We start from the raw sequence: 13,893 nt of genomic DNA on the forward strand, positions 1-13,893 counted from the left end.
CCTCTGCTGGCTACGGATCACGGGTTGAGAGCAGAGTGGAACTTGTCCAGCATCTGCTGCTGCTCTTCGTCGTTGACCTGGTGCGTCGTACCCGACTTGTCGAGCAGGTCGGCGATGCTGTCCATCGCCGTCAGCAGCTTGACGGTGTCCTCGTTCCAGCGCGTCATCAGCGACTGGAAGCCCGTGGACGCCTGACCCTTCCACGCCATGGCCAGGTCGTCGACCACGTTCCACAGCTTCTTCAGCTCGCCGTCGACCTCGCTGCGCGTGGACCGCACGTCACTCGCGGCGGTATGCAGAGTCGCAGCTTCGACCTCGAACGCCATGCTTCACACCCTTCCGTCTGTTGTGGTGGCGGCTTCGCCGCACCCCTCCCCCGCGGCAAGGCAGCAACACCCCACCGACGGACACTCCAGTGAAGACCGTAGCCGAACCGGTCCAGCCCCCGCAGCCCTGAGGCGGGCGTTCGATGGATGGTGGTGAATCAGGAATGCGACCGAATGCCCACCGTACGGAAGCCCCCGTTCACCACCGCCCGATCAGGACGGCTCGGACCAGGCGGTCTGGATCAGCTGCTGACCGTCGCGCCGGCGCACGAGGGTGCCCCGACCCGGCGGCTGCGGGCTCGGCCGCAACGCGCCGAAGACCGCGCCCTCCTCCCGGTTTCCGGACATCAGCAGGCCGGGCGAGTCCAGTTCGCGGAGCCGTTGCAGCACCGGCTCGTAGAGCGCGCGGGACACACCGCCGACCCGCCGCGTCACCACCAGGTGCAGGCCGATGTCCCGAGCCTGCGGCAACAGCTCCAGCAGGGCGCTGAGCGGATTGCTGCCACCGGAGGCGACCAGGTCGTAGTCGTCCACCAGGATGTACAGGTCCGGACCCTTCCACCAACTGCGGTCCCGCAGCTGGGCGGTGGTCACGTCCGGGCCGGGCAGCCGGTTGGACAACGCGCTGCGGATCGAGCCGAGCCCCTGGGCGAACGCCTGGTTGGACGGCGCGTAGTCGAGCAGGTGGTCACCCTCCACCGCACCCAGCAGACCGCGCCGGTAGTCGGCGATCACCAGCCGGGCCTGCGCCGGCGTGTACCGCTCGGCGATGCCCCGGGCGATCAACCGCAGCAGGTTGGTCTTGCCGCACTCCGCGTCGCCGAAGACCGTCAGGTGCGGCTCGTTCGCCAGGTCCAGGTAGACCGGCGCCAGCGCCGACTCGTTGACGCCGATCGGCAGGCCCGGCACCGACCGGTCGATGATCCGGGCCAGCTCACCCACCGGCAGCTTGCGCGGCAGCAGCCGCACCTTCGGCGCCGGTCGACCCGGCCAGTTCGCCGCCACGTGCCCGGCCAGGGCGATCGACGCCTCGGTCAGGTCGTCGATGTCCCGGCGGCCGTCGATCCGCGAGATGGCGGTGAGGAAATGCAGCTTGTCCCGGGTCAGGCCCCGCCCGGGCGCCTTCTCCGGCACGTTGGTCGCCGAGCGGCGGTCGATCTCCGACTCGGAGGCGTCACCCAGACGCAACTCCAGCTTGGTGCCGAGCAGATCCCGCATGTTGATCCGGATCTCCGCCCACCGCACCGCCGTGAGCACCACGTGCACACCGAAACCGAGACCCCGGTTGGCGAGCGTGGTGATGGTCTGCTCGAGCTCCTCGTACTCCTGGCGCAGCGTGTTCCAGCCATCCACGACCAGGAACACGTCACCGAACGGATCGTCGGCGAACTCGCCGGCCGCCCGGCGACGGCGGTAGCTCGCCACCGAGTCGATGCCGTGCTGGGCGAAGCGCGCCTCCCGGTCGTCCAGCACCGCGACCACCTCGGCCACCGTCCGGCGTACCGCCTCCACGTCCCGCCGGCCGGCCACCCCGGCCATGTGCGGCAGCCGCTCCATGCTGCGCAACGCGCCGCCGCCGAAGTCCAGGCAGAAGAACTGCACCTCACGGGGAGTGTGGGTGAGCGCCAGCGAGGCCAGCAGCGTACGCAGCATGGTGCTCTTGCCGCTCATCGAACGGCCCACGATGACCACGTTGCCGCCCGCTCCGGCCAGCTCGACCATCATCGGGTCACGGCGCTGCTCGTACGGGCGGTCGACCACGCCGACCGGCACGGTGAGCCGGCCCCGGCCCGGCCAGGACGCGGTGCACAGCCCGTACGTCGGGTCCACGGCCAGCTGACCGAGCAGCTCACCCAGCCCCGGCGGATCGGCCAGCGGAGGCAGCCACACCTGGTGCGCCGGACGACCACGGCCCTTGAGCTGGTCGATCAGCACGTCGAGCATCGCCACGGCCTTGCCGTCGGCCGGCTGTTCCGGCTCCGGCGTGGTGTCCACCGGCAGTTGCGGGGCCTGCGCCGGAATGAAGTCGAGCCCGTACGGCACGATCCGGCGCTGCACCAGCGCCTGCGACGCGGACGCCTGCTGCCCCGGCGCCCGGTACGCCCCCGACACGTACGCGGCCCGGAACCGCAGCATCGTGCTGGTGTCCGTCTTCAGGTAGCCGTGCCCCGGCGCGTTCGGCAGCTCGTACGCGTCCGGCACACCGAGGACGATCCGGCTCTCCACCGCCGAGAAGGTCCGCAGACCGATCCGGTACGACAGGTGGGTGTCCAGGCCGCGCAGCTTGCCCTCTTCGAGGCGCTGGCTGGCCAGCAGCAGGTGCACGCCGAGCGAGCGGCCCAACCGGCCGATCATGACGAACAGGTCGATGAAGTCGGGCTTCGCGGCGAGCAGTTCGCTGAACTCGTCGCAGATGATCAGGAGGCTGGGCATCGGCGCCAACGGCTCGCCGGCCGAGCGGGCCTTCTCGTACTCGAAGCGGGAGACGTAGTTGCCGGCCGCCCGCAGCAGCTCCTGACGACGCACCATCTCGCCCGCGAGCGCGTCGCGCATGCGGTCGACAAGCGGCAGCTCGTCGGCCAGGTTGGTGATCACCGCGCTGGTGTGCGGCAGCGCCTCCAACGAGGCGAAGGTCGCACCACCCTTGAAGTCCACCAGGACGAAGTTCAGTTCCTCCGACGAGTGGGTGACCGCCAGCGCTGCCACCACCGTCCGCAGCAGCTCGCTCTTTCCGGAGCCGGTGGCGCCGATCACCAGGCCGTGCGGACCCATGCCCTCGTGCGCGGACTCCTTGAAGTCCAGCTCGACCACGTTGCCGTCCGGGCCGACGCCGAGCGGGATGCGCAGCCGGTCCCGGTGGCCGCGTGGCCGCCAGGTCTGGCGGACGTCGACAGTCGCGGCGTCACCCACGCCGAGCAGGTCCGGAAGCTCCATGCTGCGGGCCAGCGGTTCCTCGTTGCTGGTCTGCTGCTGGGAGAGCCGGTAGGGGGCGATCTGCCGGGCCAGCCCCTCGGCGGCCTCGGCGGTGAGCCGGTCCGGTCGGCCCAGCGGCGACGAGGTGGTGCCCCGGACCAGCTCCAGCGTGCTGCCGTCACCGACGTCGAGGCAGAGCAGCCAGCGACCGGCGTCGCGCGGCACCGTCCCGGACAGGTCGATCATCGTGGCGCCCAGCAGACCCGGGCCCAGCAGTTGGCCGGTCGGCGAGACCTCGCCACCGTCGATCACCACCACCAGGTGCGGCGCGGTGGTCAGCGGCTTGGCCTCCGGCGCGAACCGGGGCCGCCCGGCCAGCTCACCCGCGAGGGACTCCTCCGCCTCGGCGAGGCTCGCGAACACCAGCCGGCGCGCGCCGGCCGCGTCCGTACGTCCACTGTGGTGCGCGTGCGGCAGCCACTTCACCCAGTCCCAGACCGACTGCCGGTCCGGTGCGGCGACCACCGCGATCACCAGGTCGTCCGGGGCGTGGAAGGTGGCCAGCTGACCCAGTGCCGCCCGGGTCAGGTCGAGCACCGGCTCCCGGTCACCACGCAGCACGACCCGGCTGAACGCGCGCACCGACAGCGCGGTCGGCAGGTCGGGCACCGTGGAATGGGCGCGGACGAACCGGCGCAGCGCGATGGCGCTCATCGGCTCCAGGTCCTCCACCGGCTTGGTCTCCGGCGGAACGATCTCCACGGCCAGCCGCTGCGGGCCGAGCGCGATCCGGGTCTCGCCGAAGTCGTCCTCGGTGATCCGCCGCTCCCACAGCCGGCGGGACGCGGCGATCGACCAGAGCGCGTCCGGTTCCGGGTGCCGCCACGCCATCGCCGCCCGCTGCTGCTCCGCCGCGCGCCGGGTGCGCTTGCGCATCTGGGCCAGGTAACGCATGTAGTCGCGTCGGTCGGCGTTCAGCTCGGCCTTGTCCTTGCCGCCGCTGTTGGCCAGCGAACCGATCGCCATGCCGAGCATGGAGACACCGAACAGGCCACCGGCGACGTACGTCATCATGCCGCCGCCCTTGCCGGCGTAGAGGAACGCCATCGCGCCGACCCCGCAGAACATCGGCAGGATCATGAGCAGCTGCCCCATCCCGCGTGGTGTCGGCTCCGGCAGCTCGGGAGGGGACTCCAGCAGCACCTCACCACGCGGCAAGGCCGGTCCCGGCTGACGCGGGAGCCGGCGGAACACCACCGTGCTCACGGCTGTCTCCTCCCCAGAAGCGGCCCTGACGATGAGCCGCCGCGGACCGGAGTCTGCGGGTGGGCATCGTACGTGCACGCCATCGTAGGTAATCTCCCGTGGGCGCGGTGGACCCGCACCGCGGCACCGCGGCCCGCTGATCGTAGACGGACACCTGGAGGCCACTGTGGCGACGAAGACGGCGACCGGTGGTCTGAGCCGGATCACCATCGTGGCTCCCCGTACCCGGATGGATCTGGCTCTGCCGTCGGACGTGCCGCTGGCCGACCTGCTCCCCACCCTGCTGCGGTACGCCGGTGAGGATCTGGCCGACGAGGGGGTACGGCACGGCGGCTGGGCACTGTCCAGATTGGGCGGTGCATCGCTGGACGGTGGCCGTACGGCGGTGCAGCTCGGCGTCCGCGACGGCGAGGTCCTCTACTTCAACCCCCGCTCGGCCGCGGCCCCGGAGATCGTCTTCGACGACGTGGTGGACGCGGTGGCCACCGCCACCAACCAGCGACCCGGCGCCTGGCAGGCCGACGCGAGCCGGAGCTTCGCGGTGCTGTTCGCGGCGGCGGCGCTGGGTGCCGGCGCGCTGGCGGCGCTCTTCGCCGGCCCACCGCACCTGCCCGGCGCGGTGGCCGCCCTCCTGGTGGCGGTGGCGCTGCTGGTCGGTGCGGCGGTGCTGTCCCGGGCCGCCGGTGACAGCCGGACGGGTGCGGTGCTGGCCATGGTCGGCCTGGTGCACGCCGGCACCGGCGGTCTGCTGCTGCTCGCCGGTGACCGGCCGCTGACCGACCTGGCGAGCCCGCACGTCCTGCTCGCGGCGACCGCCGCGGTGGTCGCCGGGGCGGTGGCCGTGCTGGCGGTGGGTGACCGGTACCCACTCTTCTTCGCCTCGATCGGCGTGGGTGCGGCGACCGGCGTGGGCGCCCTGCTCTGCCTGGCCTTCGGCATCGACGCGCCGGCCGCGGCGGCGGTGGTGGCGGCTGTCGCGTTCGGTGTGGTGCCGGCGCTGCCGATGGCGGCGTACCGGCTGGCCCGGCTGCCGGTGCCGTCGATCCCGACCGGCCCGGAGGACCTGAAGACCGACAGCGAGTCGGTCGACGGCCGGCAGGTGCTCCAGCAGAGCGAACGCGCCGACGAGTTCCTGACCGGTCTGCTGTGGACCGTATCGGTCCTGGTCCTCGGCGCGGAACTGGTGCTCGCCCTGGACGGGCGCCTGCCGGCGGTGCTGCTCTGCCTGGTGCTGGGGCTCCTCTCGCTGCTGCGGGCCCGGCCACTGCTGGGCCGGGCGCAGCGCGTCCCGGTGCTGCTCGCCGGCACGGCGGGGCTGGGTCTGGCCGCCGCGGCCACCTTCGCCGACGGGTCCCTGCCGGTCCGCCTCGGCCTGGTCCTCGGTGGGCTGCTGCTGGCCGCCGTGATCAGCCTGGTCTACGGGCTGAGCGTCGCCGGCAAGCGCATCTCGCCGGTCTGGGGCCGGCTGCTCGACATCGTCGAGATCCTGCTGATCATCTCGCTGGTGCCGCTCGCCGTCTGGGTCTGCGGGCTGTACGGCTGGATCGTCAACCTGCGGCCCTGACCCGGCCGACCGGGCGACGCCGGGACGGTCAGCGCAGCTGCGGGCGGGTGGACCCGCCAAGCGTCCACCCGACCGGAGCGCTGGCGTAGACGCCGGGGCCGTGCTGACCGTCCACCGGTCGGGCCGACGCTCCGGCGCGATCGGTCACCTCCCGCACCGCCCTGACCAGCGCCTCCACGTGGTTGTCCATGGCCGCGACCCGCAGCAGCGGCGCCGCCACCCGGCCGTCCGCCGACACCGACACGGCCACCGTGTGCGACGGCGCCGAGGTGGCGGTGATCGCGTCCACCAGTGGGCCGAGCGGCGCGTCCGGGCGACCCCGCAGGGCCATGCAGCGGTGCGTCCAGCCGCCGCCGCGCAGCCCCTGCCAGGTCTCCGTCGGTGGCTCCGGCACCAGGTCCAGCCCGGCGGCCGAGACCACCGCCGAGCGCAGCTCGTCGCGGCCCAGCGGACGGTGGGACAGGCCGGCGGCGGTCAGCGCCTTGCCGAGCCGGCCGATCCCGGCGGCCAACGTCCGGTGCACACCGGGCAGACCGCCGCCCCGGCTCACCGCCTCCACCCGGGCGTCCCGCACGGTGAGTCGCAGCGCCACCCAGACGGTCCGGTGCGCCGCCGGAGGCGCGCCGGGCGCCGGATACCAGACCAGGGTGTGCGCGACGACCTGGGTACGGGACACCGGCGCGGCGAAGTCCCTGAGCACCCGCAGCGCGCGGTCCACCATGGACGCCTCGACCGAGCCGACCGCCCCGCCGCTGCCCGACTGCAGCGCGATCACCGCGAACCAACCGTGGTCGTCCTGCCCGATGCCGAGGCGGGTGCCCCGGTCGGTCAACTCGATGACGCTCAGCTCGGGGGCCAGCGCGGCCAGCCGTGGATCGGCCGCGGAGCCGCCCTTCAGCGCCGCCGCGGCCCGTTCGCGGCGTCGCCGCAGCCGCCGACGCAGCAGCAGGTCCTCGAACCACCAGCGCCCGCCACGGCGGGCGAAGACGGCCAGGACGACGAGCGCCGCCACGGTGCCCACCGCCGCGAGCAGCCAGACCGGCCCGGCGGTCGAGGCCCAGACGGCGATGGCGCACAACTCCAGCAGGACGAGCTGCCCGACGAGCACCGGGCCGACCCGGCCCCGACCGGGCCGGTCGGCCGACGGCGTCGCCCGTGGCGGGACGTCGGACGGGCTCGTGTCCGCTCGGACGGGTCGCGCCTGAACCTGCGTCATCGCTGACTGTCCCTCCTGCACGGTACGGCTCTGCGCCGGGCCGGTCCGGTGCCGGCCACGGGCGGTGGCCCCGAAGACCCGCCGTCGGCCCCTTATCGTAGGGAAGCCCGCGACGGCACCCCGAGGACATCGTCGCGGATCCACCCCGCCGGAGGTAAGTCATGCGGACCCGCCGCGATCAGGTGCAGGCGTACCGCTTCGTCACCCGCCGGATCGTCTCCGCACTGCTGTCGGGCGATCCGGAGACCACAAACCTGCCGATGCGACGGCTCGGCATGGCGGTCTTCGGCAGCGTGATCGCCGCCGCGGTGGTGCTCGGGGGTGTGGGCGCCTACGGTCAGTTGACCGGCAACACCGCGCCGCTTGAGGACAAGACGCTTGTCATCGAACGGGAGACCGGCGCGACGTACGTGTTCGTGGGCGGGCAGTTGTACCCGGCCCTCAACTACACCTCCGCGCGGCTGATCCTGAACGTGGCGGACCCGACGGTGCGGACGATGTCCCAGGCGTCGCTGCGGGACCGCCCGCGTGGTCGTACGCTCGGCATCGTCGGCGCCCCGGACGCGTTGCCGGACCGCAAGTCGTTGACCGGGCTGCCCTGGTCGGTCTGCGACGTGCCGGACCCGACCGACCCACAGCGGTCCAGGACCCGGGTCGTCATCGACCGGGCGCTGCCCGGTGGCGTGCCGCTCGGCGACCGGGCCGTACTGGTCACTATGGACGGTCAGCGGTACCTACTGACCGGCGACGCCCGGCTCCAGGTGCTCGGCGGCGACCAGACGATCGCGGCGCTGCGGATGCCGAACGCCACGCAGCTGCGCGTCGGGCAACAGCTGCTCAACGCCGTACCGGCCGGGCCTGCCCTGCGCAAGCCGACGTTGCCCGGCGAGGGCGACCGGAGCGGGCTGAGCGTCGGCGACCGGCCGTCCACCATCGGCCAGGTCTTCCAGGCCGCCGGCCGCTACTACGTGCTGACCCGCGAGGGGCTCGTCTCGATCACCGAGATCACCGCCCTGTTGATGATCAGCGGTGGTGGTCAGATCACCGAGATCACGCCGGACCAGGCCGGCCGGCTGCTGACCGAGCAGCGGGTGGAGGAGGACGGCCTGCCGGAGACGCTGCCGACCCTGTACCCGGCCCGCGTGGGGCAGACCACGCTGTGCGCGACGTACCGGGCGGGCACCGGCGGCGGCCCGCCGGTCACCACGCTGGAGGTCTTCGACCGGGCGCCGGCGGAGCTGACCGCGACCGATCCCGGTCCGGTGCCGGTGCGCCAGACCGCCCGGGACGCGGTACGCACCGCCGAGGCGGTCCTGCTGCCCGGCGGTAAGGGCGTCCTCGCGCAGGCCGCGCCCGGCGCCGGGACCAGCGGTTCCGGCGCGGCCGGATCGACGGTCTACCTGATCAGCCCGCAGGGCGTCCGGTACCCGCTCGCGTCGACCGAGACGCTGGCCGTGCTCGGCTACGCGGGGGTCACCCCGCTCGCCGTGCCCGGCGCGCTGCTCGCCCTGATCCCCACCGGGCCCACTCTGGACCCGGAGGACGCGGCGGCCTTCTTCGCCCCCGAGGGCGAAGGGCCCACCACGACCGCCCCGAGCCCATCCGCCAGCGGCACGTCCTCGAACGGTGGTGCCGGCGGGGGCCCGCCGGCCGCATCGACCGACGCCGACGGTTGAGCCGCATCCACGGGTCGCCCGGGATCGCGGCGGTGGACTAACCTGGGATCCGCTGACGGTTGTCAACCAGAACGACGGGGATGTTGCCATGACCGGGCGCACGGAAGTCGACCTGCTGTCCTTTGAGGACTTCCACAAGAACCTGGCCGCCCGGCTGAGCCAAGCCGAGTCGGTGCTGCGCAAGCTCAACACCGAGATGCAGTGCCGGCCACCGGCGTTGGGCTCGTTCACCGACGCCACCGACAACGCGCGTCGCTACAGCGCCGTCCACCAGTCCTACGTCGAGCAGGCCGAACGCCTGCGGCAGGCCGTGCTGGCGGCACAGCAGGCCACCGGCACGATCCTGGCCAACTACCGCACCGCCGAGGCGCGGAACGCGGCAAACGCCACCGACATCACCGCCGCGTTGACCGGCGTCCAGCAGGCGTTGGAGCCGAAGGGGGACGGGCGTGTCTGAGTACACCCAGCGCTACGAGGGCCGCAGCCACCAGGAGCTGTACGACGCCGTCATGGCGGGCAAGCCGGAGCAGATCGAGGGCGTGGCCGCCCAGTGGGCCTCGCTCAAGGGCATCCTGGACGGCCTCGGCCGGGAGCTGAGCGGCGACCTCGAAAAGCTCGGCAACACCTGGACGGGTGCGGCGGGCCAGGAGTTCCAGCGCCGGGTGGGGCTGATCGCCGTGCACTCCGACGCGCTCGGCGAGGGGATGGCCGGCGTCAAGCAGGCGCTCACGATGATGGCCGGCCAGCTGCGCACCGCACACAAGCAGGTGGAGAGCCCGGAAGAGACCGACGACAACGACCAGCTGGTCAACGGCGCCCTGCGCGGCAGCGCCTTCGGCCTGCCCGGCGCCGTGATCGGCGGCATCCTCGGCCACCAGCAGGACAAGGAGGAGCAGGAGAAGGCCCACCAGCGGATGGTGAACGTGGTGGCCGAGCTGGCCGCCGGTTACGACCTGTCCGCGTACGACCGGGTGGTCGACCCGCCTCCGCCTCCGCCGGACACGCCGAAGACCGCCGACGACGACAGGACGGCGCCCCGCAGCACGCCGCACACGGCACCGGCCACCGCCGCGCCCACCATCAGCGGCCACACCGCCCGCACCGGCGACGCGACCATCGCGACGCCCGGCGGGGCCGACCCGGCGCCGGTCGTCGGCGACGGCGCCCCGCCCGTGCAGGGGGGCACCGGCGACACCCCGGGCGTGGTCACCGTCGGGGACGACACCGCAGGCGGCGGCACCGTTCTCGCCGGCGCGGACCCGCTGGTCGGCGGCGCTCTGCTGGCGGGCGGCGCCGCGGGTCTGGCCGGCCTGTCCGGGCCCGCCGCCGTGCCCGCCGGCACCACCGGTCCAGGTCTGCTCTTCGGCGCCCAGGGCGGCGCCCCGGCCGGTGGGGTGCTCCGCACCTCCGCACTGGCCAGCTCGGGCAGCACGCCCACCACGTCGGCCCGGCCGGCCTCGGCGCCGGCCCCGACCGACAACCGCTCCGCCAGTGGCATCGGGCGCAGCATCGACGGCCGGCGTACGGACGGCACCGGCCGCGCGGCGGGCGGGGCGAACCGTCCAGGGCTGCTCGGCGGGCGCGGGCGCCCCGGCGAAGACGAGTCCGACGAGCGGCTCACCTGGCTCACCGAGGACGAGATGGTGTGGCGGGAGGGTGGGGCCGCCGCGCCCCCGGTGCTCGGCACCAACGACTGACATCCGGGCGTCCCCGTCCCGGTGACACCGTCCACAGTGCCCAGGTGGTGGCTGTCACTGCGGAGAGCGTCCTGGTCGAGCTGCGCCGGGCCGGGACGGACGATAGGTTGGTGGGGTGTCCTCCGCAGCCTCCGTCCGCCCAGCCCGGTTGGCAGTGCTGCGGTCGCTGCGGGAGCTGACCCGGCTGGCGGTCACCGCGTTGGTGCTCGCGGTCGGCCTCGGCGGCGCCCTCGCCGCCACGTCACCCCCCGCCCCGACGCAGCCACGGCCCAGCGCCGTGAGCAGCCGGGTGGACACTCTCCGACCGGCAGCCGGCAGCGCGGAGCAGGCGAGCCGACCGGTCGCCTCCCCGCCGTCGGGCGCGGTCGACAACCCCACGGCGGTGACCCCGGTCGCCGTGCGCCCGGAGTACGCGCCGGCCGTCGATCCCGGCCGTGGCGTCCACTCCCGACGCGGTCCGCCGACCCGCTGACCTCGGCCGACCATCGGCCCGCGGCTGCTCCTGCGGCCCGGCCCGGGTCACCCGTCGGGGCCTGACAGCCCCCGCACCCGCCGGACGGCACCGATCGGTGACCGGCCCGCCGGGCACCGGACAGCGGTGACCCAGCCCAACGCGCGGCCCAGCCATCCGCTCGACCGTCCGGCTTCGATCCGGCCGCGGCCGTGGAGATCCCGTCCACCGCCCGCCGCTACCCGCCATTCGACCGCGAGGTGCTGATCATGCAGACCGTCCTCTCCGCCGTCCTGCCCGACGTACCCCGGGCCGCCGCCATCTGGCTGAGCCTGCTCGGGCTCGTCGCGGTCACCGTCGCCACCCTGCTGCTGCGGCCCGGCCGTCTCCGCCTCGACCCGGCGGCCCGGATCCGCCGCGCGGCCATGCCGAGCCACCTCGAACAGGTTCAGCAGGAGCGCGAGCAGAGCCGCTACGCACAGGAGATCGGGGTTGCCGCCGAGCGGGCCACCACCACCGCCCAGCGCCGCCGGACGGAGTGGGTGGCCGCGCAGGACGAAGTCGAGGCCGCCTGGCAGGCGTACGAGGCGGCCGAGGCGGCCGTCCGGCGTCTCGACGCGGCGGCGGCCATGCCGCTGCCCCACACGGCCCGCACCCCGGCCGAGTACGCGGACCGCGAGCGCTACCTGCACCGGGCGGCGCTTGACGCGTACTGGCGGCGGGAGTTGTCGGTGGAGCAGCTCAGTGACGTGTTCGCGCACCGTGCCGGCTGGGATCCGCGGCGGCACCCGGTCGAGCAGGAGCTGGTGTTGCAGCGGGCGATCCGGGACAACCTGGCGGCTCGGCACGCCGCTGCCCGTGAGCGGGAGCAGGCCGCCTGGCGGGCGGCGGAACTCGCGGTCGCGGCGGCTCGCAACCTGCGAGAGGAGGCCCACGCGGCGAGCGGTCGACGGGTGGCGGAGTCGGCCTCGGTGCTGCCGCTGAGCGAGGTCGGCCGGCCGGTCGAGCAGACCCGCGAGAACCAGGTGGTCGCCCGGGGCCGCGCGGCGGTGCCGGCGTACTGATCGACATCGCCGCTGGGCGGCTCCGACGCCGTGGCCCGGTGGTGGGTTAGCGTGGCGGCATGTCCCGTGAGGCGTGGGTGCTCGTGGTGATCGCTGGCCTCCTGGCGATCGCCACACTGGTCGGCGCGGTGCTGCTGGCGGTCCGGGTGGTGCGGACCCGGCGTTTGCTGGCCGGGCTCGGCGCGGGTGGCAAGGTCGCCTTCTACGGGGCCCTGATCTACACGATCTTCCCGATCGACCTGCTCCCCGATCCGATCTACCTGGACGACATGGGTGTCCTGGCCGGCGCGCTGATCTATCTGACCCGGCTGGTGCACCAGCGCCGGGCGGCAGGTCGCCAACTGCCGGGGCAGCCGGACTCTCCGTCGGACCCGGACCACGCGCGCCGCCGCGTGCCATGATCGGGGTCGGTTCGGTGGACGGGGGACGGGCATGGCGGGCGATCATCGGCTGGACGTACACGACGCTCGTGTCACAGCCTTCTGCGCCGAACGGCACCTCGCGACGCTTACCACCCTGCGCGCCGACGGCACTCCGCACGTGGTGCCGGTAGGCGTCACCCTCGACCCGGAGGCCGGCCTGGCCCGGGTGATCACCTCGGGCACCTCGCGCAAGGCCCGGCAGGTGGCCGCCGCCGGCGCGGCCGGCACTCCGGTGGCCCTCTGTCACGTCGACGGGCGCCGCTGGCTGACCATCGAGGGTCGGGCGGTGCTCCGCTCGGACCGGGCCGCCGTGGCGGAGGCGGAGCGCCGCTACGCCGAGCGGTACCGGGTGCCTCGTCCCAACCCGGAGCGGGTGGTCATCGAGATCACCGTGACGGGGTTGCTGGGCAGTCTCTGACCGTCCGTACGGTCTTCGCCCGTCTGACCGGTTTCGCCGGCCGGCCGTGACCGGTCGCACCCAGAGCGAGGAATCCGGGTCACCGAGCAGCCGTTGCATCCGGTACGCCCACGGCCGAGAGCCGCCGCGGGTCATCGCCTCATGGTGAGCCGAGCGCCATTCCCGGTGCTGCTGCCTCCGCCGACCGGAGGCACCAACCCCCGAACGGAGACTCGACAATGAATCCGATCCTCCAGAAGAGCGGTGTGTCCGTTGCCGGCCTGCTTGTCGCCGGCGGGTGCGCGCTCGGTCCCGCGATGGCCGCACAGGCCGCACCGGTGCAGGTCAACCCGACCTCGACGGTCGAGCGGGGCGGCCAGCACGACCGGTCCGCCGAGCGGATCCTCGGCATCGACTACCAGGCCCAGCCGAACTTCTACTACTGCGGTCCGGCCGCGACCCGGATCGCGTTGTCCGCGCAGGGCAAGGCGGTCTCCCAGGACGACGTGGCCAAGCTGCTGGGCACCACCGAGGCGGGCACCCCCTCGGCCCTGGACACCACGCGGGTGCTCAACGAGCTGACCGGCGGCGGGTACCGGACCACCGAGATCCGTGACGCGGTGGCCCGCCCCGACCAGGTCGAGCAGCTGCGCCGGGATGTGCTGGCAGCGGTGGACGCCGGTCGACCGGTGGTGGCCAACATCAAGGGCACGACCGTGGACACCGACGGCAACCCGCACTCGTACGAGGGGGGTCACTATCTGACCCTCGTCGGCTACCGCGACGGCGGGGACACCATCCGGGTCGCCGACCCGGCCGACCCGGCGCTCGGCGAGTACTGGATGAGCCTGCCGAAGGTCGCCAACTGGATCGCCGAGCGCGGCTACTCCTCCTGACCCTG

At 73.6% G+C, this 13,893-nt stretch carries 12 protein-coding genes; 9 read left to right on the forward strand and 3 right to left on the reverse strand.

Annotated features, from left to right (window positions below; all coding sequences use genetic code 11):
- Nucleotides 1-17 precede the first annotated feature (17 nt).
- Both FHG89_RS09480 and eccCa read right to left on the reverse strand, forming a co-directional pair.
- Nucleotides 18-326 (reverse strand): WXG100 family type VII secretion target, encoded by a 309-nt coding sequence (locus FHG89_RS09480; protein ID WP_139583998.1) that lies wholly within the window; start codon nt 324-326, stop codon nt 18-20.
- 213 nt (nt 327-539) lie between these two features.
- The gene (eccCa, locus tag FHG89_RS09485; RefSeq protein ID WP_139583999.1) at nt 540-4,505 is read right to left on the reverse strand and encodes a type VII secretion protein EccCa; all 3,966 of its coding nucleotides are present in this window, start codon (nt 4,503-4,505) and stop codon (nt 540-542) included.
- Nucleotides 4,506-4,671: 166 nt separating this feature from the next.
- On the opposite strand from eccCa, the gene eccD reads away from it, so the two are divergent.
- A complete protein-coding gene (gene eccD / locus FHG89_RS09490; protein WP_139584000.1) occupies nt 4,672-6,069 on the forward strand; it encodes a type VII secretion integral membrane protein EccD in 1,398 nt (465 codons plus the stop codon).
- Nucleotides 6,070-6,097: 28 nt separating this feature from the next.
- Here eccD and FHG89_RS09495 read toward each other — a convergent pair whose 3' ends face one another.
- On the reverse strand, nt 6,098-7,285 hold the full coding sequence (locus FHG89_RS09495; protein WP_139584001.1) for a type VII secretion protein EccE: 1,188 nt from the start codon (nt 7,283-7,285) through the stop codon (nt 6,098-6,100).
- Between the two features lie 161 nt (nt 7,286-7,446).
- Here FHG89_RS09495 and eccB point away from each other — a divergent pair, with 161 nt between their 5' ends.
- The 8 genes from eccB to FHG89_RS09535 all read left to right on the forward strand — a co-directional run bounded on the left by eccB (nt 7,447) and on the right by FHG89_RS09535 (nt 13,888).
- Nucleotides 7,447-8,961 carry a type VII secretion protein EccB gene (eccB, locus tag FHG89_RS09500; protein ID WP_139584002.1) on the forward strand — a complete coding sequence of 505 codons (1,515 nt, stop codon included), beginning with the start codon at nt 7,447-7,449 and terminating at the stop codon, nt 8,959-8,961.
- An 88-nt stretch (nt 8,962-9,049) separates the two neighbouring features.
- The gene (locus FHG89_RS09505) at nt 9,050-9,418 is read left to right on the forward strand and encodes a hypothetical protein (RefSeq protein ID WP_139584003.1); all 369 of its coding nucleotides are present in this window, start codon (nt 9,050-9,052) and stop codon (nt 9,416-9,418) included.
- A complete protein-coding gene (locus FHG89_RS09510; protein ID WP_139584004.1) occupies nt 9,411-10,658 on the forward strand; it encodes a WXG100 family type VII secretion target in 1,248 nt (415 codons plus the stop codon). Before FHG89_RS09505 ends, FHG89_RS09510 begins: the two co-directional genes overlap by 8 nt.
- A 115-nt stretch (nt 10,659-10,773) precedes the next feature.
- Nucleotides 10,774-11,130 carry a hypothetical protein gene (locus FHG89_RS09515; protein WP_139584005.1) on the forward strand — a complete coding sequence of 119 codons (357 nt, stop codon included), beginning with the start codon at nt 10,774-10,776 and terminating at the stop codon, nt 11,128-11,130.
- Nucleotides 11,131-11,321: 191 nt separating this feature from the next.
- Nucleotides 11,322-12,173: a hypothetical protein gene (locus FHG89_RS09520; RefSeq protein WP_244295301.1), complete on the forward strand. Its 852-nt coding sequence runs from the start codon at nt 11,322-11,324 to the stop codon at nt 12,171-12,173.
- A 59-nt stretch (nt 12,174-12,232) separates the two neighbouring features.
- Nucleotides 12,233-12,574, forward strand: coding sequence for a YkvA family protein (locus tag FHG89_RS09525; RefSeq protein ID WP_139584006.1), 342 nt, complete (start codon nt 12,233-12,235; stop codon nt 12,572-12,574).
- A 31-nt stretch (nt 12,575-12,605) separates the two neighbouring features.
- Nucleotides 12,606-13,013, forward strand: a complete 408-nt coding sequence (locus FHG89_RS09530) for a pyridoxamine 5'-phosphate oxidase family protein (RefSeq protein ID WP_139584007.1) — start codon at nt 12,606-12,608, stop codon at nt 13,011-13,013.
- 218 nt (nt 13,014-13,231) lie between these two features.
- Nucleotides 13,232-13,888, forward strand: coding sequence for a C39 family peptidase (locus FHG89_RS09535; RefSeq protein WP_139584008.1), 657 nt, complete (start codon nt 13,232-13,234; stop codon nt 13,886-13,888).
- Nucleotides 13,889-13,893 lie beyond the last annotated feature (5 nt).

This window comes from Micromonospora orduensis, assembly GCF_006228125.1.
Classification (GTDB): Bacteria; Actinomycetota; Actinomycetes; order Mycobacteriales; family Micromonosporaceae; genus Micromonospora; species Micromonospora orduensis.

Coding starts and splice junctions, on each gene's coding strand:
- FHG89_RS09480 (WP_139583998.1), bottom strand. CDS start 326: ATGGCGTTCGAGGTCGAAGCTGCGACTCTGCATACCGCCGCGAGTGAC.
- FHG89_RS09525 (WP_139584006.1), top strand. CDS start 12,233: ATGTCCCGTGAGGCGTGGGTGCTCGTGGTGATCGCTGGCCTCCTGGCG.
- FHG89_RS09495 (WP_139584001.1), bottom strand. CDS start 7,285: ATGACGCAGGTTCAGGCGCGACCCGTCCGAGCGGACACGAGCCCGTCC.
- eccB (WP_139584002.1), top strand. CDS start 7,447: ATGCGGACCCGCCGCGATCAGGTGCAGGCGTACCGCTTCGTCACCCGC.
- FHG89_RS09505 (WP_139584003.1), top strand. CDS start 9,050: ATGACCGGGCGCACGGAAGTCGACCTGCTGTCCTTTGAGGACTTCCAC.
- FHG89_RS09530 (WP_139584007.1), top strand. CDS start 12,606: ATGGCGGGCGATCATCGGCTGGACGTACACGACGCTCGTGTCACAGCC.
- FHG89_RS09535 (WP_139584008.1), top strand. CDS start 13,232: ATGAATCCGATCCTCCAGAAGAGCGGTGTGTCCGTTGCCGGCCTGCTT.